Annotated in this window: 17 protein-coding genes and 1 pseudogene; 4 read left to right on the top strand and 14 right to left on the bottom strand. The window is 69.6% G+C overall.

Annotation, left to right across the window (positions count from 1 at the left end):
- Window positions 1–31: 31 nt before the first annotated feature.
- The 8 genes and pseudogenes from AC5L3Z_RS19900 to AC5L3Z_RS19865 all read right to left on the bottom strand — a co-directional run bounded on the left by AC5L3Z_RS19900 (window position 32) and on the right by AC5L3Z_RS19865 (window position 9,011).
- Entirely contained in the window at window positions 32–916 is an 885-nt protein-coding gene (locus AC5L3Z_RS19900) for a carbohydrate ABC transporter permease (protein WP_494844075.1), read from the bottom strand.
- On the bottom strand, window positions 913–1,779 hold the full coding sequence (locus AC5L3Z_RS19895; RefSeq protein WP_494844073.1) for a carbohydrate ABC transporter permease: 867 nt from the start codon (window positions 1,777–1,779) through the stop codon (window positions 913–915). Before AC5L3Z_RS19895 ends, AC5L3Z_RS19900 begins: the two co-directional genes overlap by 4 nt.
- Before the next feature lie 199 nt (window positions 1,780–1,978).
- On the bottom strand, window positions 1,979–3,241 hold the full coding sequence (locus AC5L3Z_RS19890; RefSeq protein ID WP_494844072.1) for an ABC transporter substrate-binding protein: 1,263 nt from the start codon (window positions 3,239–3,241) through the stop codon (window positions 1,979–1,981).
- Between the two features lie 262 nt (window positions 3,242–3,503).
- On the bottom strand, window positions 3,504–4,544 hold the full coding sequence (locus tag AC5L3Z_RS19885; protein ID WP_494844070.1) for a sugar-binding transcriptional regulator: 1,041 nt from the start codon (window positions 4,542–4,544) through the stop codon (window positions 3,504–3,506).
- 311 nt (window positions 4,545–4,855) lie between these two features.
- Window positions 4,856–5,560, bottom strand: a pseudogene (locus AC5L3Z_RS19880) (D-ribose ABC transporter substrate-binding protein); the annotation flags it as partial.
- A 186-nt stretch (window positions 5,561–5,746) separates the two neighbouring features.
- Complete coding sequence (locus AC5L3Z_RS19875; RefSeq protein WP_494844069.1) at window positions 5,747–6,826, bottom strand: ABC transporter permease; 1,080 nt, start codon at window positions 6,824–6,826, stop codon at window positions 5,747–5,749.
- The gene (locus tag AC5L3Z_RS19870) at window positions 6,823–8,349 is read right to left on the bottom strand and encodes a sugar ABC transporter ATP-binding protein (RefSeq protein ID WP_494844067.1); all 1,527 of its coding nucleotides are present in this window, start codon (window positions 8,347–8,349) and stop codon (window positions 6,823–6,825) included. The genes AC5L3Z_RS19875 and AC5L3Z_RS19870 overlap by 4 nt, the downstream gene beginning before the upstream one ends.
- On the bottom strand, window positions 8,346–9,011 hold the full coding sequence (locus AC5L3Z_RS19865; RefSeq protein ID WP_494844066.1) for a DUF2291 family protein: 666 nt from the start codon (window positions 9,009–9,011) through the stop codon (window positions 8,346–8,348). The genes AC5L3Z_RS19870 and AC5L3Z_RS19865 overlap by 4 nt, the downstream gene beginning before the upstream one ends.
- A 472-nt stretch (window positions 9,012–9,483) precedes the next feature.
- On the opposite strand from AC5L3Z_RS19865, the gene AC5L3Z_RS19860 reads away from it, so the two are divergent.
- Window positions 9,484–11,613: an apiosidase-like domain-containing protein gene (locus AC5L3Z_RS19860; protein WP_494844065.1), complete on the top strand. Its 2,130-nt coding sequence runs from the start codon at window positions 9,484–9,486 to the stop codon at window positions 11,611–11,613.
- Window positions 11,614–11,860: 247 nt separating this feature from the next.
- Here AC5L3Z_RS19860 and AC5L3Z_RS19855 read toward each other — a convergent pair whose 3' ends face one another.
- From AC5L3Z_RS19855 to alr, 6 genes are all read right to left on the bottom strand, one after another.
- Entirely contained in the window at window positions 11,861–12,838 is a 978-nt protein-coding gene (locus tag AC5L3Z_RS19855) for a hypothetical protein (protein ID WP_494844063.1), read from the bottom strand.
- A gap of 147 nt (window positions 12,839–12,985) precedes the next feature.
- Complete coding sequence (locus AC5L3Z_RS19850; protein WP_494844062.1) at window positions 12,986–13,120, bottom strand: hypothetical protein; 135 nt, start codon at window positions 13,118–13,120, stop codon at window positions 12,986–12,988.
- Window positions 13,117–13,761, bottom strand: coding sequence for a M15 family metallopeptidase (locus AC5L3Z_RS19845; protein ID WP_494844061.1), 645 nt, complete (start codon window positions 13,759–13,761; stop codon window positions 13,117–13,119). Before AC5L3Z_RS19845 ends, AC5L3Z_RS19850 begins: the two co-directional genes overlap by 4 nt.
- On the bottom strand, window positions 13,758–14,933 hold the full coding sequence (locus AC5L3Z_RS19840) for a UDP-N-acetylglucosamine--N-acetylmuramyl-(pentapeptide) pyrophosphoryl-undecaprenol N-acetylglucosamine transferase (protein WP_494844059.1): 1,176 nt from the start codon (window positions 14,931–14,933) through the stop codon (window positions 13,758–13,760). Before AC5L3Z_RS19840 ends, AC5L3Z_RS19845 begins: the two co-directional genes overlap by 4 nt.
- Entirely contained in the window at window positions 14,933–15,961 is a 1,029-nt protein-coding gene (locus AC5L3Z_RS19835; RefSeq protein ID WP_494844057.1) for a D-alanine--D-alanine ligase family protein, read from the bottom strand. Before AC5L3Z_RS19835 ends, AC5L3Z_RS19840 begins: the two co-directional genes overlap by 1 nt.
- Window positions 15,958–17,331 (bottom strand): alanine racemase, encoded by a 1,374-nt coding sequence (alr, locus tag AC5L3Z_RS19830; protein ID WP_494844055.1) that lies wholly within the window; start codon window positions 17,329–17,331, stop codon window positions 15,958–15,960. Before alr ends, AC5L3Z_RS19835 begins: the two co-directional genes overlap by 4 nt.
- 179 nt (window positions 17,332–17,510) lie before the next feature.
- Here alr and AC5L3Z_RS19825 point away from each other — a divergent pair, with 179 nt between their 5' ends.
- The 3 genes from AC5L3Z_RS19825 (at window position 17,511) to AC5L3Z_RS19815 (ending at window position 20,934) form a co-directional block, all read left to right on the top strand.
- Window positions 17,511–18,233: a response regulator transcription factor gene (locus AC5L3Z_RS19825; protein WP_494844054.1), complete on the top strand. Its 723-nt coding sequence runs from the start codon at window positions 17,511–17,513 to the stop codon at window positions 18,231–18,233.
- Window positions 18,230–19,885 (top strand): sensor histidine kinase, encoded by a 1,656-nt coding sequence (locus tag AC5L3Z_RS19820; protein WP_494844052.1) that lies wholly within the window; start codon window positions 18,230–18,232, stop codon window positions 19,883–19,885. The genes AC5L3Z_RS19825 and AC5L3Z_RS19820 overlap by 4 nt, the downstream gene beginning before the upstream one ends.
- 173 nt (window positions 19,886–20,058) lie before the next feature.
- Window positions 20,059–20,934 carry an alpha/beta fold hydrolase gene (locus AC5L3Z_RS19815; RefSeq protein ID WP_494844050.1) on the top strand — a complete coding sequence of 292 codons (876 nt, stop codon included), beginning with the start codon at window positions 20,059–20,061 and terminating at the stop codon, window positions 20,932–20,934.
- Window positions 20,935–20,990 lie beyond the last annotated feature (56 nt).

Genomic DNA, 20,990 nt, shown 5'->3' with positions numbered 1-20,990 from the left:
TCGGACGACAGCGCCGCCCGGGAGTGAATGCTCAGCCCTTCACCGCCCCGGCGATTGCGCCCTGGGTGAAGAAGCGCTGGAACATCAGATAGACGATGAGGACCGGCAGGATCGACATGACGATGAAGGCGTTGAGCTGCGCGTAGTTCGAGCCGAACTGGGACTGGAAGGCCTGCAGTGCCAGGGGCACCGTCGCCTGCGTCTGGTCCTGCAGCAGGACGAGGGCTATCCCGTACTCGTTCCAGGTGGCGACGAAGTCGAGGATGAACAACGCCGCCAACGCCGGCTTGGCCAGCGGCAGGATGACCGTCAGGAAGAGCCGCAGGTTGCCGGCCCCGTCGATGCGCGCCGCCTCGTCGAGGTCGGCCGGGATGGAACGGAAGAAGCCGTACAGGAAGAAGATCTGATAGGGCAGACCGAAGGCCAGGTACGGCAGGATGATGCCGTTGGTGGAGTCGAGCAGGCTGAGGCTGGACATCATCGTGAAGATCGGGGCGAGGGCGACCTGTACGGGGACCATGGCGCCCAGGGTGAGGACGATCAGCAGACCGCGGTGCCACCTGAACCGGAGGCGGGCGATCGCGAAAGCGGCAGCCGCGGAGAGGAACAGTCCGAGTGGCACCTTGATCAGCGCGATGTAGGCGCTGTTCTTCACCACGGTCCACAGGTCCCCGCGTTCGGCCGCGTCGGCGTAGTTGTGCCACTGCCATTGCCGTGGCAGGGACCAGATGGCGGAGTTGTTGATGTCGGCCGTCGACTTGAGTGACGTCAGCACCATGAAGACGAACGGTGCCAGCCAGATGAGGCAACTGACGACCAGGCCGATCCAGAGACCGATCAAGGGGTAGTCCGGCCGGCGGGGTGCCTTGGCGGTGGCGGGGGGGCTGGGGGCGCGTGCGGGGGCCAGGGCGGTCACCGGTCGTCCTCCTTGAGGGTCCACAGCAGGTAGGGCAGGACCAGCGCGAGAGTGATGGCGAGCAGGATCACGGCGAGCGCGTTGCCGCCGCCGAAGTTGTGGTTGATGAACGACTGGCTGTAGGACCACAGCGCCAGCACCTGGCTCGACTGGGCCGGGCCGCCGCCGGTCATGCCCACGATGAGGTCGAAGACCTTCAACGAGTTGATGACGGTGAGCACCAGGACCACCGTGATGGTCGGCCGTAGGGCGGGCAAGGTGACGTGCGTGAAGACCTGCCGCGGATCGGCGCCGTCGAGACGGGCGGCTTCGACGAGGTCCCGCGGCACCGATTGGAGGCCGGCCAGGAACAGCACCATCGAGAATCCGGTGGTCTGCCACACGAACGCGACGAACACCGAGTAGATCGCGATCGTGGGATCACCGAGCCAGTCGCGGATCCACGACTCCAACCCCAGCCCGGTGAGGCTGCCGTTCACCAGACCCGCGTTGGGGTTGTAGATCCAGCTCCACATCGTGGCGACGGCGATCGAGGCGAGGACGGCGGGAATGTAGAAGACCGAGCGCATCAGGTTGCGGCCCAGGAGCCGGCGATTGAGGGCCAGGGCGAGCACGAGCGCAAGGACCGTCGGGATGATCAGCGACAGGACCGCCCAGATCAGGCTGTTGCGCAGCGCCGTGTAGAACACGGTGTCGTTGGTGAGGACGTCGACGTAGTTGTCGAAGCCCACCCACACCTGTGGGGTGGTCGGGAAGCCGTTCCACTTCAGGAAGCTGAGGTAGATGGCCGAGACGATGGGGAAGAGGAGGAAGACCGCGTACAGCACCACCGCCGGCGCCAGGAACGGGAGCGCCCCGAGCAACGAGGTCGGGCTGCGTCTTTGTCGCCGTGGGCGGGCGGTGACGGGGGCGGGCGGCAGCGGAGTGGTCGCAGTGGCTGTGGGCGCCATGGCAGGCCCTTCTGCGTCGTTCGATCGGGTCCGGTAGGAGCGGCTGGGCGCGGGTGTTGCCGGTCCCGCGCCGCTCTCGTCGTCGTGTGCGCTGCCGGGGTGAACCCGCCGCCTACCGGTGCGAGTCAATGAACTTCTGCAGTTGCTCGCCGGCGTCGGCGGGCTTGATCGAGCCGGCGGTGACGGCGTTCTGGATACGCCAGTACTCGGTCGTCACGTCGGTCGGGAAGTTCTGGTCGTTGTTGAGGAAGAAGCCCTTGGCTGCCTTGGTGAGATCGGCGATCTGGATGTTCAACGGTTGCTGGGCGGTGGCGGGCTTCGTGTCCTTGTTGACGGGGATGGCCGCGAAGACGCCGAGATTCTTGCTCTCCACCTCGGCCGACGACAGGTAGTCGAGGAACTTGGCGGCCTGATCCGGGTGCCGACCGGCCTTGGCGAGGTACTGGCCTTCGGAGAAGCCGTACAACCGCCCGGTGCCGGTCGGCATCGGGAAGACGCCGATGTTCTCGGGCTTGGCGCCGGCCTCGATGGCCTGCGGGGTGAACCAGTCTCCTTCGAGCGCCATGGCGGCCTTGCCCGAGGTGAACAGGGCGGCGGCCTGGGTCTGCGCCAGCCCGGCGAAGCCCCTGTTGAAGTAGTTGTCCGACCAGGTCTTGAGCTGTTCGAAGGACTTGTCGACGCAGGGCTCGCCGGCCCAGCTGGCCTTGCGGGTGTTGAGCTGGTCGCCCTTCTCGGCGCCGCAGTTGGTCTCGATGAAGGTGTCGAGCAGGCGCATCACGTGCCAGTTGTCCTTGCCGCCCATCGCGATGGGGGTCAGGCCGGCCGACTTCAGCTTCTGGGCGCTCGCGGTCCATTCGTCGTAGCTGGTCGGCGGCGCCGTGATGCCGGCTTTGGCGAACTGGTCCTTGTGGTAAAAGACGACCTCGGTGCGTTGGGTCCACGGAACGCCGTGGTAGCCGCCGTACTGGGTGTATGCCTTCAGCGTCGACTCGTTGAAGCGATCGGTCCACTTGTACTGCTGGTAGTACTTCGTGAGGTCGAGGCTGACGCCGGCGTCGACCATCTCGCCACCGAGGCCCGGCCCCGCCCAGTTGTAGTAGATGTCCGGTCCGGAGCTGCTCCCCGCCGTGGTGCGGAGCGCGTCCTTGTGCGCGTCGACTCCGCGGAACTGCACGTTGACCTTGATCGTCGGATTCGCCCGCTGGAAGTCCGCGATGATCGACTTCAGGGTCTCGGTTCCCTTGTCGGAAGTCTGCGTGACGATCCACCAGTTCAGCGTGACGCCGCCGCCTGCGGCGCCGTCGTCACCGCCGATGGCCTTGCCGGTGCACCCCGTGAGGGGAAGCAGAGCGGCCAGAGCCACCGTGGCCAGCATGCGTATCTTCATGGACCCTCCAACAGCGTTATATATTCATACGCGATTAGAGATACCGTAAGCGGGAGCATGATGTGTGTCAATCATGTTTCAAGTCAGCATGGAGGACCTCTTCGACGCGTCGTCGCCGACACCGCCGGCCGGCGGCGCGCAGGGACACGTCGGTGTGGCCGCATCGGCGGCGGCATCGCCACCGTGCGAACAGGCGGTCGGGAGGTCGGGACCGCGCTGATTCCGTCAGGCCCGGACGGGCCGTCTCCTGCTAAGCCTCGGGCGCTGCCAGACGGCGCGCCACCTGCAGGTCCGTGACGAGGACATTCACCCATCCGCCGCGCAGCGCCGCCCGGATGGCCGTGTACTTCCGCGCGCCTCCGGCGACGCCGACCCGGCGTGGCACGCGGCGCAGCGCGTCCGCTGAGATACCCAGTACGCGCTGGTCGAGCCCGGACGCGACCTGAGCGCCGCTCTCGTCGAAGAACCGCAGGCACACGTCGCCGACCGCCCCCGCCCTCGACAATGCCGGCAGCTCGGTCTCGGCGAAGGCGTTGCCGCTCTCCCGCAGCAGCGGCGACGGCTCGATGCTGCCGATACCGACCAGGGCCATGGTGAGCTGCTCGCACGCCTGCAGTGCCGGTCCGATGTTCGGATCGGTCAGGAACATCTCCCGCATGTCCCCGGAAGCGAGCACGCCCGGCGCCGGCAGGAACACGGCGGCGGCGCCGGTCAGCCGGGCCAGCCCACCGGTGATCCGGGTGGCCTGCGTCTGCGCCGTCAGATTGCCGAGGCCACCGAGCATCTGCACGACCTGATCGGCGACCGGGGTGGGCCGCGGGTGCATGGCATCGACCGTCGCGAGCAGCGCGGAGCTCCACGAGGACACCCCGATGCGCTCCTTGCCCATCAGCGTCGTCTCCAGGTAGATCGCGGCCGCGGAGCCGAGGGCGCGCTGGATCTGCAGCTCGTCCGCCTGCTCGTCGGTGTCGGCGATGACGACCTCACTGATGCCGTACGCCTGCTCGATCTGCTCCTCGAGCTCGGCGTGCACGCCGCGTGGGCTCACGACGGTCGTGCGGACGATCCCGAGATCCACGGCGCGCCGCAGCAGCCGCGACACCCTCGGTTGGGAGATGTGCAGCTGCTCGGCGATCTGCGGCTGTCGCATCCCCCGCTCGTGGTACATGCGGGCGACCTTGGTCAACAGGCGGATCTGATCCGGCGGGACGTCTCCTACGGCCGTGCTGGCGACCGTTACCGAACGTTCCGCCATTCCCACTCCTTCGCGCCTCTGCTCCGCCGTCTGCACGCCGGAACGACAACGACGCACGCCCCAGAATACCCATTCAGCCGCGACGGTCCGTGCGGGCCGACCGGGGTGCTCGGCCCGGCCAACCGACGGCGCCGGCCCCGCTTCTGCTGGCCCCCGGGCCACGCCGACCCGGGTACGGTCCAGCAGAAACGCTCTCAGGAGCCCACGAGCGAGAAGTCGCGTACCTTTGCGGCGTTCGCGGCATTGACCAGCACGCAGTCCACCGACTGCTTCTCCGGCTGGCCCGCCTTGCCGGTCTTGAGGTACGTGTCCGCCTGGTCGACGGCCATCTGCGAAATCTGACTGGCCGGTTGCAGCACGGTGGCCTTGATCCCGTTCTTGAGGATGGAGCTCACGACGTCCGGGCTGCCGTCGAAGCCCGTGACGATGATGTCCTTGCGACTCGATGCCTGGACAGCCGCATACGCGCCCAGGGCCATGGTGTCGTTGCCGGCGATGATGCCCTTGATGTTCGGGTGCGCCTGCAGGATCGTCTGGGTCTTGGTCAGCGCCTCCGCCTGATCCCAGTTGGCGCTCTGCTGCGCGACCATCTTCATGTCGGCGTACTGGTCGAGGACGCCGTGGTAGCCCTGGGAGCGGACTCCCGCGTTGGTGTCGGTCGCCTTGCCGGTCAGTTCGGCGTATTCGCCCTTGCCGCCCATCAGCTTGGCGAACTCCTGGGCGCCGAGCCCGGCGCCCTGGGCGTTGTTGGACACGATCTGCGCGACCGCGACGCCGGTCTTGTTGATCTCCCGGTCGATGAGGAACGTGGGGATGTCGGCGTCCTTCGCGCGCTGGATCGCCGCCACCGAGGAGTCGGCGCCGGCGTTGTCGAGAATGATCGCCGCGGCCCTGCGGGAGATCGCGGTGTCGATCTCCTGGCTCTGCTTGGTCGGATCGTCGTCGTGGCTGAGCACCAGCGTTTCGTAGCCGAGCTTCCTGGCCTGGGCGGCGGCCGCGTCCTGCTCGGCCTTGAAGAAGACGTTGTCCGGCGACGGGGTGATGATCACCATCAGCTTGGCGGCGCCCGCGGGCGCCGACGCGGCCGGACTGTCGGCGGAGCCGCCGCCGCACGCGGCGAGGGCCAGCATCGTCGCCGTGCCGGCCGGCAGCAGAAGCCGGCGAATCAGGGAAGTCCTGTTCATGGGAGCGCCTCTCGGTATGCGGTGCGATGTCGGGTCGCGGGAAGGGGAGAAACGTCAGGCGGCCCGGTCGGAAAGGCCGGCCTGCAGCCGCTGCTGTGCCTGCTCGGCGATGACGGCGATGATGATCACCGCGCCTTTCACCACCGATTGCCAGAACGTGGAGACGCCGACGAGGACGAGCCCGTCGCTGAGGAAGCCGATGACGAAGGCGCCCATGACGGTGCCGACGATGGTTCCGCGTCCGCCGCTGAGCGCCGTCCCGCCCAGCACCGCGGCCGCGATCGCGTTGAGCTCGTACGTGGTCGCCGTGTCGGGATAGGCGGCGCCCAGCTCGGAGGTGAGCAGCAGTCCGGCCAGGGCGGCGCACGAGCCGGAGATGACGTACACGGCGATCTTGATGCGGCGTACCCGGATGCCGGAGAGCACCGCCGCGCGCTCGTTGCCCCCGACCGCGTAGACGCGCCTGCCGAAGGGGGTCCTGGTGGTGACGACGACCGCCGCGGTGGCGACGAGCACCATGATCCATACGGCGACCGGTATGCCGAGGAAGCTGTCCACGCCGATGACTCCGAAGCCCTGGTTGCCCCGCTGCGGCGTACCCGCCAGGTCGGGGAAGGTGCCGCCGTCACTCAGCAGCTGCGCCACGCCCCGGGCGACGTACAGCATGCCGAGCGTGGCAATGAACGGCGCCACCGAGAATCGCGTGACCAGCAACCCGTTGAGGGCGCCCGTCAGGGCTCCGACGACGATGCCGATCACGACGACGACGGCCACCGAGAAGAAGACCGTGCCACCGGGCACCTGCAGGCCGGTGAACAACAGGCCGCCCGCCACCATGCTGGACAGGCCGGCGATGGAACCGACGGACAGGTCTATGCCACCGGTCAGGATCACGAAGGTGACGCCGATGGCCAGGATGGCGTTGATGGCCACGTGCTTGGTCATCAGGATGACGTTGCTCTGCGTCAGATACTCCGACGACACGGCGCTGAAGAACAGCACGAGCACGATGAGGACGACGAGCGTCCGCCCGCGGAGCAGGAGCAAGGCGGTCCGGGCCAGGCTCCGGTTGCGAGGGGCCCGCCCGGGCTGTGTCGGCGCGGGCGCCTTGCTGGCGACATCGGTGCTGGTCATCGCTGTGTCTCCAGGGCGCTGTCGGAAGCGGAAGCGGTGATGAGTGCTTCTTCGGTGACGGTGTCGGCCGCCAGTTCCGCGGTGACGCGCCCGCGGGCCATGACGAGGACCCGGTCCGCCATCGCGATCACCTCGGCGAGCTCCGAGGAGGTGAAGAGCACGCCGAAGCCAGCGGCGGTGAGCTCGGACATCAGAGCGGCGATCTGGGACTTCGCCCCGACGTCTATGCCGCGGGTGGGTTCGTCGAGCAACAGCACCACCGGCTCGGTGAGCAATGCCCGGGCCAGCACCACCTTCTGTTGGTTGCCGCCGCTCAACGACGTGACCGGGGTGGTGAGGGCGGGAGTCTTGATCGCCAACTCGGTGATCTTTCCGGTGGCGACGGACCGTTCCGCCCCCCGACGCAGCAGGCCCGAACGCGACAGGCGGCCGAGAACGGACAGCAGGATGTTGTCCCGGACGGTCATGGTCTGGATCAGGCCGTCGCGCTGGCGGTCCTCGGGTACCAACGCGAGGCCGGCGGCCATGCGGCCGCGAACTGTCGGGTCGGTCGGGGGCCTTCCGCGGACGAGGATCTGCCCTCGACCGGCGCGGCGCAGGCCGATCAGGCACTCGACGAGTTCCGTTCGGCCGGCGCCCATCAGGCCGTAGATGCCGACGACCTCGCCGGCGCGGACCTGGAACGAGACGTCGTCCACCACCGCCCCGGGGGCGCCGCGGGTGGACAGATGGCGGACGTCGAGCAGGACATCGCCCGGATCGGAGCTGCTGTGGGGGAACAGCAGCTCGGGATCGCGTCCGACCATCTGGCGTACGATCCACGCCGTGTCCGTGTTCGTCATGGACTCGTGGGCCACCAGACGTCCGTCGCGCAACACGGTCACGTAGTCGCCGATGCGGCGGAACTCGTCGAGTTTGTGCGAGATGTAGATGACGGTCACGTCGTGGTCCCGCAGGTCCGCCATGACGCCGAAGAGGACGTCGACCTCGTGGTTCGACAACGCCGACGTGGGCTCGTCCATGATGAGGATGCGTGCGTCCTCGAGCAGCACCCGACCGATCTCTACGAGTTGTCGCTGTCCGATCGGCAGTTCCCCGACCGGCGTGGACGGGTCCACGTCCAGGCCGAGCCGCCGCAGGACCTCGTGGGTCCGGCGACGCTGGCTGGCCCGGTCGACGAAGTGACGTGCCCGGCGCAGCTCGCGCCCGGCGAACATGTTCTCGGCGACGGACAGGTTGGGAAACAGGGTGAGTTCCTGATGGATGATGCCGATGCCGGAGGCGATCGCATCCCGGGGGCCGGCCAGCTTCACCGGCCGGCCGTCGAGGACGATGTCGCCGGTCGTCGGCTGTTCCGCGCCGGACAGGATCTTCATCAGCGTCGACTTGCCGGCGCCGTTCTCGCCGACCAGGACGTTGACCTTGCCGCGGTACGCGCTGAAGGCGACATCGCGCAGCGCCTGGACGCCGCCGTAGGACTTGCTGATGCCGCGCCCCTGCAGCGCTACCGGCGGGCTGGTCACGAGCCGACCCGCAGCTCGGTCGGCACGACGGTGATCTGGTCCGGCACCACGTCGCTGTAGGCGCCGTAGAAGGTCAGCTTCCTGCCGGGCAGGTTCCCGGCGTCGACCTTGGCCGCCACGTCGGTCCGCACCTTGGCGTTGATCTGATTCGCGACCTCGGCGTAGGCGATCTGGTTGGTGAAGTCGCCGAAGGCGATGAAGCCGACAGCGTCCCGCAGGGCCGTTCCGGCGATCACCGGACCGGTCACCACGGTCACGGTCACCGGCTCGCCGCCGCCGGGCGCGGGCACCTCGACGGTTACCGGACCGGTCGCCGCCGTCGGGTCCGCCTTCGTCACCGTGCCGGTGCCCTTGACGAGGTAGGCGTACGGGCTTCCGGTGCCGGACTGGCGCCCGAACCGCTGACCGGCGGCGGCGGGATCGTCGGCGACGGCGGCCGAGACGGTGACGACATCGACGGCCTGGTCACGCACGGTGGGGACGATCCGGGAGGACCAGACGCCTTCGACGTAGGCCTTCGGGTCGAACGCAGCCGTGGCGCGGGACTGTCGGTCACGCGTTGTCTCGTAGACGTAGACGCCCGGAACGCCGGTGCAGGCCGACAGCGAGGTGGCGACGAGCAGGAGAACGAGCGCCGAGGGCGGGCGCCGGTGACCATTCACCCGAATATCCATTCATTGGCGACTGGAGATGCAAGACATGCAATACTGTGAGCGCCGGATCACAGGCTTGTCAACAGCCGACGTGACGTTGTGGGCGGCTCCGCATGCGTCGCACGCGGAGTGCTCCGGGCCGCGTGCGACACCGGAAAGGTGTGTCTGCTCGACGCCGGCAGCAGGTCCATGTCACGTCATCAGACCAATATGGAGCGGCCTTTGGACTTCGTTGCCCGGCGCAGCGGCAACGCCACCGCCCAGCACCATCGCGCGCCCCCACGCGCGATGGGCGACGCGAAACGGGCGCCGGTGTACTCCTGGCGCAGGAGGCCGTTGGCCGGCTGAGCTCACGCAACCACACCGCCACGGACTGCGACCTGCAGTCCAGGTGGCGGCATACCGCGGCCGTCGGGCCACCGGATGTCGCCGCGCACGCCGCACGAACCCCCGCCGCTCGTCCCGCACCCCCGGAGAACTCATGCCTCTCATCACCCGCCTGTCGCATCGGATGGTCGCGGTCCTCACCGCCATCGTGCTGGCGGTGACCGCCGGCATCCTCGCCGTGGCGTCCGCCGGTACCGCCGCCGCGGCGCCGGCCACCGTGTTCCCGCTCAAGGTCGGCCCCACCGCGCGCTACCTCGTCGACGCCAACAACAACCCCTACTACTTCGCCGCCGACACCGGCTGGTTCATGCTCGAGAACGCCACCGCCGCGGAGTTCGACCTCTACCTCGACAACCGCAGGGCCAAGGGCTTCACCGCCGTCATGGTGATGGCGCCGCACCACTGGACCGAGCGCAACCGCGCCGGGCACCTGCCGTTCACCTCCGCCGGCAACCTCTCCACCCCGCACGAGGCGTGGTGGGCCCACATGGACGCGTTCGTGGACAAGGCCGCCGCCCGGGGCCTTGCGGTCAACATGGGCCTGGTGTGGCTGGGCTACCGCAACGAAGAGTGGGGCGCCGGGCAGCTCGCCAGCAACAGCATCTCCGCCGCCACCGGCTTCGGGCAGTTCATCGCCCGGCGCTACGCCACCGGCGCCCGCACGAACGTCATATTCCAGATGGGTGGCGACGCCAACCCGAACGCAGCCACCCGGGACCGGATCAACGCGATCGCGAACGGCATCCGCAGCATCAACGCAACGGTCCCGATAACGGCGCACACCGCCCCGGGTGGTGAAGGCCGGGTCGTCTACAGCAGCAACGCACCATGGTTGAACCTCAGCACCGTCTACACGTACTACCCGGAGAAGGGCAGCGGCTCCCGGTACGTCTACGCCGTGTCCAAGGACGCCTACCTGCGCAGCCCCGCCATGCCGTTCGTCATGATCGAGAGCGGCTACGAGGGAGACGGCGCGTCGCCGGCGTACGTGCGGGCCGAGCAGTACTGGCCCACGCTCAGCGGTGCCGCCGGGTTCGCCTACGGCAACCGTGACATCTGGCCCGTGAACGACTCCGTGTTCGCTCGCAGCGGTCAGACCTGGCAGAACCATCTCAACGACCGGGGAGCTGTCAGCGCCGGCCACGCCGCGAGGGTGATGATCGACAGGCCCTGGTGGAACCTCGTTCCGGACTTCACCCACACGACGGTCACGGCCGGGTTCGGCACCTTCAACAACGGCACCAGCATCGGGGGCGCCGATTACGTGACCGCGGCGCGTACCGCCGACGGCACCCTGGTGATGGCCTACATCCCGTCGACCGGCACCAGCGCCCGCTCCCTGACGGTCAACATGGCCAGGCTGAGCACCAGCTCGGTGTCGGCGAAGTGGTTCAACCCGGCGAACGGCACCTACACCAGCATCGGAACGTTCGCGAACTCCGGCTCACGGGTCTTCACCAGCCCCGGCGACAACGGCCAGGGCATGAACGACTGGCTGCTGATCCTGGAGTCCGGATCGGCCCCGAGCCTGCCCGGTGCGCCCACGGGTGTGACCGGTGTCGCCGGCAACGCGCAGGTGTCGGTGAGCTGGACGGCGCCGTCGTCCAACGGCGGCTCCGCGATCACCGGCTACCGGGTGACCGGCACCCCCGCCGGGACCTGCACGACGACCGGCGCGACCAGTTGCACGGTGACCGGGTTGACCAACGGCACGGCGTACACGTTCCGGGTCACGGCGACCAACGCGGTCGGCACCGGACCCGCGTCGGCCGCCTCGGCGGCGGTGACTCCGACCGCCAGCAGCACCACGTACTCGACGTTCACCTCCCGCAGGAGCCTCAAGCGCATGGAGGTCCTCAGCGGGACGAACACCGTCGTGCAGAACGCCCCGACCACCGGCTTCAACCAGCAGTGGGAGGTCCGCCCGACCGGCACCAGCGGCTTCTTCAACGTGGTCAACCGGGCCAGTGGCCAGTGCGCCACCGTCACCGGTGCGTCGTCGAGCAACGGCGCCACCATCACGCAGTCCGCATGTGGCACCGCGACCAGTCAGCAGTGGTCGCTGACCGACGTCGGTGGCGGCTACCTGAACCTCATCGCCCGGCACAGCGGCAAGTGCCTCGATGTGCCGGGATCGTCGCTGGAGAACGGCATCGGCCTCATCCAGTACACCTGCAGCACCACCGGCGCCACCAACCAGCAGTGGCAACGCGCCACCGCCTAGCGTGACGCACGAGTGCCGGCGCCCTCCCGACCCTGGGGAGGGCGCCACGCCGGACGCTGCGACTTGTGCCGAAAAGGGCCGGCGGACCGGGCGCAGCCGATGCCGTCCAGACGGGACGACTCGAAGGCCCGGATCCTCCCACGGCCGTAGGACGGGCCAACCAAAACGATCGCGCCGGTGGCGAACCTCAGGTGTCCACCACCGGCGCGGCCGTCGCGTCGGGACTGTCCCTTACGACCGACAAAAATCAGATGTCGTTCAGGTCGGTTACGCCGAGGATGTTGCCGCCATAGGAGAATGAGTAGAGCGAGGCCTCCACCACGACGAGACCTCGGAAGGCTCCGTTGTCGTCGATGATCTGCAGGGCCGGCTTGAGGTGGCCGGCGGCCGTCGTCCCAGTGCCGATGCAGGCGTCGCGGTTCACCTCATACAGCTGGTGGTTGTAGTACATCTTCCGGTCCAGGCCGTTGCCCGCCAGGTAGACCTTGTTGCTGGGAACCACCCCGCCCGCGCCGTCGGATTTCATCGTGGACAGGTTCATGCAGTTCGCGTTGCACAGCCGCACCGAATTGTAGGCATCCGGGTGATGAATCGTCTGCGACGATGCCGGGAATTCGGTGATGGTGCCGTAGTTGTTCTCGACTCCGGGCCCCGTGTAGGTGCCGTGGGCGTTGTAGATGTCGGTCACGCTGACTCCGGTGCGGAAGTGCACCGTGCTTCCCCAGCCGAACCCGCGGTTGGCGGTCGGGTGACTCGCCAGGTCCAGCTTGGTCACGGTAGCCATGTTCGAGAACTTCCACCGCTCGGTCTGGGAGTTCGTCGTCCACTGGATCGTCAGATCGCTACCGGAGACCGACCAGGTCCCGTACAACTGCTTGGGGTCGTTCTCGAAGCCCGCAGCGGTGTACACCTTGCAGGTCTGCGCGCAGCCAGCGGTGGTGAAACCCGTCTCCGCCCGGCCCGAGAGGGTCTTGGCGTTCCAAGCCCAGTAGTCGGCACGTGCCGTACCGTCGGAGCGCAGGCTGTACTCGGCCAGGCGCACGAACGACTCCGTGCCGACATTGCGCATCAGGGCCACGACGTAGTTCGCCCGCCCACCCGGGGGCACCGCCACGGCCTGCGCCGGTGTCGGCGCCGCCGTCAGAACGGTCAACGCGACCAGCAGCAATGTCATCAGCCGGGCACCGAACGGCGACGGTCTGAAGCGGCTCATCAGCACAGACATCAACTCCCTCTCTTCACCAGCTGGCAACCCGTCCTCGGGCAGCCGTCGCCGGCACGGGAAGTATCCGCTATGCCGACTGCCGGGGAGCTTCGCACAAGACCGTGTTCTCCGGGGCCCCGCTGCATCGATCGAGGCGATGCCTCATCGTCAATACCGGACGACCTCGCCGAGCCCCGGGAACGATACCGGTGAAAGGGCCGCATCCAGCCGGAGAAGGTGTAGGAAGATCACTGCCTGGGCCACGATGATCCGCAGCAGATCGATCTCGGACAGCCGCGTCACTCCAGATCCACCGGCCCGTACCGGGTCCGGGCGGCCCCGGTGCTCAGCGCCCAGTAGCGGTCGCCGAACGACCAGTGCCACCATTCGGTCGGGTAGTTGACCATGCCGGCAGCCGAGAGCGCCTGGCCCAGGATGCCGCGATTGGTGCGGGCCTGCGGGGAGATGTCGGGTGATCCGGTGAAGCAGGCGTTGGCGCTGTCCACCGGGCTGGCGTTGACGATCGTGCCCAGGTCCAGTTCGAGCCCGTCGGCCGTACAGAGCGTGAGGTCGACCGTCCCGCCGGTGCTGTGCGGAGCCACCTCGGGCGGCGAGACGTACTTGCTGGCCTCCACGTGCCGGCGCGCCGGGTCCCACTCCGGGTACCTGCGGCGCAGTTCGTCCTGGTAGCTCTCGAAGTAGGTCGTCTGCAGGCTGAGTGGCCGGTACCCCTCGATGATCAGCAGCCGCAGCTCTCGGGGCAGCGTCCGCTGGGCGGCGAGCAGGCGCTGGACCGTTGCCTCACGGAGGTGGGCGTAGGCCCCGGCCTCGTCGGCCAGGCGATCGTCGACCCGAAGTTCGGCAACCTGGCGTACGTCGACCAGGGCCTCCCCGTTGTCGCCGAGCGGGATGGCCGAGATTCTCCGATCGGACAGCAGGATCATGACCGGTATCGCGCAGCGGCGTCGATGATCGCGCTGGCCACGGCTGCGGCCGCATTCGGCCGGCCGTATTGACGGGCGGCGTCGGCCAGCTCCCGGCGTCGGTCCGGGTGGTCGAGCAGCACCATGATCTCCTCGTAGAGGCGGTTGGCGGAGGCGTCCGGGCCGGCGAGCATGCGGGAGGCACCGGCGTCGGCGAGGTGCCGTGCGGTCCGCCGCTGTTCGTCTCCGCCGGTGGGGATCAGCGGGATGAAGACGCATGCCTTGCCGAGGGCGGTGAGTTCGGCGACGGTGCCGGCGCCGCTGCGCGCGACGACGATGTCCGCGGCGCTCAGGACGTCGGGCAGCTCGCCGTGGACGTAGTCGACGACCCGGTACCTGCTGCGCAGGTGTTCCGGGAGGGCGGCCGCGACCTGCCGCATCCGGTCGAGGGAGTAGTCGCCGCACTGGTGCAGCACCTGACATTTCGGCAGGAGCCCGGGGAGGATCTCGGCGATCAGGTTGTTGACCTGGACGGCGCCCTGGGCGCCGCCGGTGACGTACACCAGCGGCAGGCGCGGATCCAGGTGGTACGCCGCGAGCGCCCGGTCGCGGTCGCCCATGAGGATCTCGGGCCGGATGGGGTTGCCGGTGACCACCGCGCGGGTTCTCGCTCGGGCGGGCAGATGGTCGATGGAGGACTCGTGACTCAGCAGGACCCGATCGGCGAGGAGGGCGAGGATCCGGTTCGCCAGCCCGACCGTGAGGGTCTGCTCGTGCATGACCAGCGGGCGGCGGGTCATCCAGGCGGCGATCCCGATCGGGACGCAGACGTACCCGCCGGTGGAGAAGACCACCTCGGGGCGGGTGCGCGCCACGATCATGATGGCCTGGAAGATGCCCAGCGGCACGCGGAAGGCGTCGGCGATGTTGCGGCCCCACTCGTGCAGGTTCGGCGAGCGGCGCAGTTTGCCGGTGGTGATCGCCGTGAAGGCGATGCCCTCCTGCCGGGCGATTCTGGCCTCCAGTCCGTGGGCGACCCCCACCCAGCGGACCTCCGGTGCGGTGCCGGCTGACGCCAGCCGGTCGCGGAGCGCACGGATCGTGGTCAGCGCCGGGTAGGTGTGCCCGCCCGTTCCTCCGCCCGTGACGATCATGCGGAGGCCACGGAGATGTTCCGCGGTGTAGACGGCCATCAGCAGGGACTCGGGCAGGCGAGGGCGGTGTCGCGTCGCGTCGCTGCGCCCTGGATGAGGATGTCGAGCAGTGCGGAGTAGCCGACGCCGGCCCGCTGCCAGATCTGCGGGTACTGGGAGGCGGCGGTGAATCCGGGGAAGGTGTTGACCTCGTTGATCACCGGCTCCCGGTGGTCTCCGGTCCACCCTGTGCCGTGATCGGCCTCTGGATCCGGCAGGAAGAAGTCGACGCGGAGCAGCCCGCGGCAGCCGAGCGCGTGGAACGCCCGCACGGCCCGGTCCTGCAGGAGTCGGGTGGTGCCGGGGTCGAGTTGGGCCGGAATGTGGAAGACGGCACCGCCGTCGTACTTGGCGTCGTAGTCGAAGAATGCGGCGTTCGCCACCCGTATCTCCAGCGGCGGCCCGGCCTCGACGCGACCGTCGGGGTGCTGGAGGACGCCGACGTCGATCTCGCGCCCGGGCACGGCGCGTTCGACGAGAACCTTCGCGTCGCCCTCCCGCGCGAGCCGCAAAGCGGCGGGCAGCTGCGCCCAATGTTCGACCTTGGAGACTCCCAGGCTGGAGCCGGCCCGGGCCGGCTTGACGAAGACGGGCAGCCCCAGCCGCTCCTGATCCCGCGACGACAACTCCTCGTCGGGCCGCAGCGTCACCCCGTCAGCCACCCGCAGGCCGTCGGCGGCGAGGAGCTTCTTCGTGACCGGCTTGTCCATCCCGGCGGCGCTGGCGAAGACACCGTTGCCGACGAACGCGACGCCGAGCCACTCCAGCATCGACTGGACGGTGCCGTCCTCACCGTACGGGCCGTGCAGCGCCGGGAACACCACGTCCTGGCCGCCGAGGGTCCGCAGCGCCTCCGCGAAGGTGGCCCGGTCGCCGTCCACCCGCCATTGGCCGTCCCGCTCGATCAGCACCTCGGTCACCTCGTAGGCGGCGGGGTCGAGGTGGGCCAGGATGCTCTCCGCCGAGCGCCGGGAGACGTCGTGCTCCCCGCTGCGCCCACCGAACAGCACCGCCAGACGAACAGTCATGATGTCGCCGCTTCCCCGTGTAGGTGTACGCGCGCCACTCGCGCGCCGATTCCGGTCAAGACCTCGTGCGGGTTGGTGCCGGCCCACCGCGCCCACTCGGCGGCCGTCGGCTCGGCCGGGTCGGGCGAGCCCGGCTCGGCGCCGGGGCCGAAGACGACCACCGGATCGCCGAGCGCCACCGGCAGGTCGCCGACATCGACGACGCACTGATCCATGGCGATGCGGCCGACGATCGGGCAGCGCCGACCGGCGAGCCAGACCCACGCGCGGCCCTCGGCCGTGCGCGACAGGCCGTCGGCGTACCCGAGCGGCAGCAGGGCGAGCGTGGTCGGCCGATCGGTCACCCGGTCGGGGCCGTAGGACACGCCGGTACCGGCGGGCACGCGCTTCAGGTTGATCACCCTTGACCGCAGGGTCATGGCGGGTCGCAGGCCGTAGCGGCGGGGGGTACCGCTCGCGCCGAACGGGTCGACGCCGTACATGGCCAGCCCGATCCGGCAGAGGTCGAACCGGGTCTGCGGGGCGGCCAGTGCCGCCGCCGAGTTGGCCAGATGCACCACGTCGGGGTCGAGTCCGGTCTCCCGAGCGATCCGCAGCGCCTCCTGGAACGTCGACAGCTGCCGGGCGATGCTCGGGCAGCCCGGCACGTCGGCGTTCGTCAGGTGCGACCACACCCCCCGTACCCGGACGCTGCCCTCCGCCTCGTGCTTGCGGGCCCACGCGACCAGTTCGGGCCATTCGTCGCCGCTGGCACCGTTGCGTGACAGGCCGACGTCCGCCTTGAGCTGGACCGCGGCGGGCACCCCGACATCCGTGGCCGCGCGCGCGATGGCGCGCAGGTGGGTCACGGTCGACACCGCGATGTCGACGTCCGCGGCGATCAGGCGGCTAAAGTCCTCGTCCGGCCGGTGCAGCCAGCTCAGGACGGGCGCGTCGATGCCCGCCGAGCGCAGCGCGACCGCCTCCGTCGCGGAGGTCACACCCAGCCAGGCGGCGCCGGCGCCCAACGCCGCCCGCGCCACCGGCACCGCGCCGTGCCCGAACCCGTCGGCCTTCACCACGGCCATCAGCCCGCTACGTGCGATCGCCGCGATCGTCCGGATGTTCTCCCCGATCGCCGCGAGGTCGATCACGGCCTCGGCCAGCGGGACGGTCTCGTTGCTCACACCGGTCCCCGCGCGCCGGCCACCCGTACCCGGCGTCACCCCGGCAGCCCCGGGCTCGACGCGCGGTTCGTCCGGCGGTTCGGCGGCCCCGTGCCCGCCGACCGTGGCGGCCCGGCGCACCGCGAGGGTCTCCCGGATCCGCCGCCGGGCCGCCCGCCGCTGTTGCTCGTCGCGGCGGCCCGGTTGTGCTGGTTCGAAGATCATGTCCGGCTCCTGACTGACACGACGAGCACCGTAGGCAGCCGGTGGTGAAGAACCCTTGAAGAAGGCGTGGGCGAGCTGTGCGGATATCCCGCCCGCCGCCCTCCGGGGCCCGCCCACATCAGTTCTTCACGGGTTTCGGGTTTACTTGACCCCGCAACCACCAGGCAGGATGGGGAAACATGAGCGCGCGGATCCTGGTCGCCGAGGACGACCCCAAGCAGGCCAACCTGGTGCGGGTCTATCTCGAACGCGAGGGGCACAGCGTGCTGCTGGTCGGCGACGGGCGGGCCGCACTGGACCAGTGCCGGTCCCGCCGGCCGGACCTGATGGTCCTCGACGTGATGATGCCGGTCCTCAACGGCCTGGACGTGTGCCGGATCCTGCGCGCCGAATCGGAGATTCCGATCCTGCTGCTGACCGCCCGCACCACCGAGGACGACGTCCTGCTGGGCCTCGACGTCGGTGCCGACGACTACCTCACCAAGCCGTACAGCCCGCGGGAGCTGACCGCCCGGGTACGGGCGCTGCTGCGCCGGGCCCGGGTGGTGACCGCCGACAACCGGGCGGTGCTGCGCGTCGGCGATCTCGAGGTGGACGCCGGCCGGTTCGAGGTACGCGTCGGCGGGCGGCCGGTCGCCCTGACGGCCAAGGAGTTCGGCATCCTCGAGGTGCTCGCCGGCGAGCCCGGGCGGGCGTTCACCCGGGCGCAGATCATCGACCGGGCCTTCGGATTCGATCGTTTCGTGCTCGAACGCACCGTCGACGCGCACGTGATGAACCTCCGCCGCAAGATCGAGGACGACGTCGCGGAGCCGCGGTACGTGCAGACCGTCTACGGCCGCGGCTACCGGCTCGCCGAACCGGAGCCGGCGCCCGAGGGCGCGTCCGGAGCCCGCCGGTGAGTTTTCGACTACGGGTGCTCTGGCTGGTCATCCTCGTCGCGGTGAGCGCGACCGCCGCGACCGCCTGGCTCACCCTGCGGCAGGCCTCGCAACAGATCAACGACTCGGCCACCACCGACCGGGCGCAACTCGACGAGGTCGTCGGCCGACTCACGACCTACGGCAGCCGGCACGGCACCTGGGAGGGCGTGTCCGACCTGGTGCGGGACCTGCGCGCCCAGACCGGTCAGCGGATCCACCTGGTCGCCGACACGGGCCAGGTGATCGTGGACACGGACACCCAGGAGGACCGCACCGCCCGGCCGCTCGGCACGATGGTCGGGGTCGTCGATCCGCGGCCGGTCTTGAACCTGGCCGCACTGCCGGCGGAACCGGCGAGCCGGCAGAAAGGTGTGGCCGGTGCGATCGCCGGCTACCGCACCGGCGTGCGGTTCGCGGCCTGCCTGACCCGGGAATCCGTCCCTGTTGTCGCTGTACCCACCAGCACGGGAGTTCCGCAGTTCGACGCCGACCTGAGCGCGGCCGACGTGCGCGATCGCCCTGGTGTCGCTGAGATCGTCGACAACTGCGCCGACGTCGCGGCAGAGCCGGGCCGGAACCTGGCCGACGCTGCCTCGGTGCAGGTGTGCGGCACTTCGACGGTGGAATCACTGGATTCCTGCCTGGCCCAGGCCTTCACCAACGACACCCGTGACGTCGCGCCGGTACCCGCCCGGGTCTATCTCGGTGCGCGCAGCGATCCGGCGTCCGTGGTGACCGCCGGTCCACTGCTCGCCGCGGCAGCGGGCGTCGCGGCGGTCGCGGTCATCGGCACCGTGCTGCTGAGCCGGCGAGTGCTGCGCCCCATCGACACGCTCACCACGGCCGCTCAGCGGCTCGGCCGGGGCGACCTCACCGGACGGGTTCCGGTGCGGGGCAACGACGAGTTGGCGGAGCTGGCCCGGTCGTTCAACCGGATGGCCGACTCGCTGCAGCGGGGGGAGGAGCGGCAACGCCGGCTGGTCGCCGACGTCGCCCATGAGCTGCGCACCCCGCTGGCCAACCTGCGCGGCTATCTCGAGGCCCTCTCCGACGGCGTGATCACGCCGGATCAGGATCTCTTCGCGTCGCTGCACGAGGAGGCGGTGCTGCAACAGCGCATCGTCGACGACCTGCAGGACCTGGCCCTGGCTGAGGCCGGCAACCTGGCGTACCACCGGGTCACGGTGGATCTGGCCGAACTCCTGGAGACCTGCCGCACCGCCCACCACGCCCGGGCGGAGGCAGCCGAGGTGTCGTTGCGCGTGGCGGCCGAGCCGGTCGCGGTGCAGGCCGATCCCGACCGGCTCCGCCAGGTGGTGGGCAACCTCGTCACCAACGCACTACGGGCGACCGCCGCGGGCGGCAGCGTCCGGCTGGTCGCGAGCCATACCGACACACAGGCGATCGTCCAGGTCGTCGACACCGGTTCGGGGATCGAAGCGGACGCGTTGCCGCACGTGTTCGACCGGTTCTGGCGGGCCGACGCCGCGCGGGGCCGCCGTACCGGGGGCAGCGGCCTCGGCCTCGCCATCGCCCGGCAGATCGTCACCGATCACCAGGGGGCCATCACGGTCGAAAGTGAGGTCGGCGTCGGGACGACCTTCACCATCACGCTGCCCCGCGCCGACTAGCGCGGTGGAACTCCCGCCTCTGGCAGCCGGTCGGTCTGGAGTTCCAGGGCTCTTCCTGACGGGTGACGCCGTCGGCGTACACGACGGTGTGGTTCTGGCAGTCGCCGGCCACCGTGAGCCCTCCGCTTCGCTTGACTGGCCGCAACGCCCGTCCGAGAAGAGAGGCTTTGCAGATGGCCATGGCCCCGGTCAGCCGCACCGCCCACCGCCACGTCGATCTCGACGGCGTCAGCGTCTTCTACCGCGAGTCGCTCCCGGACCGCCCCCACGCACCGGTCCTGCTGCTCCTGCACGGCTTCCCTTCGGCCTCGCACCAGTTCCGCCGCCTCATCGACGCCCTCGGCTCCCGATACCGGCTGATCGCCCCGGACTACCCCGGCTTCGGCTACACCCGGACCCCTGACGGCTTCACCTACTCCTTCGACCGGCTCGCCGACATCGCCGAGGGCTTCGTCCAGCAGCTCGGACTGCGGCGGTTCGTGATGTACGTCTTCGACTTCGGAGCGCCGGTCGGCTTCCGGCTCGCCGAGCGGCACCCCGAGTGGATCGCGGGGCTGGTCGTGCAGAACGGCAACGCCTACACCGAGGGGCTGTCGGACGACGCCCGGGGCCTGCTCGCCCTGCGTCCCGAGACACCCGGCGCCGAGGACACCCTCCGCGACCTGCTCACCCTGTCCGGCACCCGCCGCCAGTACGAGACCGGCGTCGCCGACCGCGAGCTGCTCGCCCCGGACAACTGGACCCTCGACCAGCACTTCCTGGACCTGCCGGGCCGCAAGGAGGCGCAGACGGCCCTGGCGTTCGACTACCACTCCAACCTTGAGCGCTACGAGCGCTGGCAGGCCTGGCTGCGCAGCCACACCCCGCCCACCCTGATCACCTGGGGAAGCAACGACCCGATCTTTCCCGAGCCCGGCGCCCGTGCCTACACTCGCGACCTGCCCGACGCCGAACTCCACCTCTTCGACACCGGCCACTTCGCCCTCGAAGATCACCTGCCGGAGATCGCGCCGCTCATCGCCGACTTCCTCGACCGCACCTGGAAGTAGTGGCGAGGCCCCGTCCACCTCGCCGTCATCGACGAGTGGCGGTGACCGACTTCGAC

It is taken from the genome of Micromonospora sp. LZ37 (genome assembly GCF_059359015.1).
This window is presented reverse-complemented; position numbering and strand designations above follow the sequence as displayed.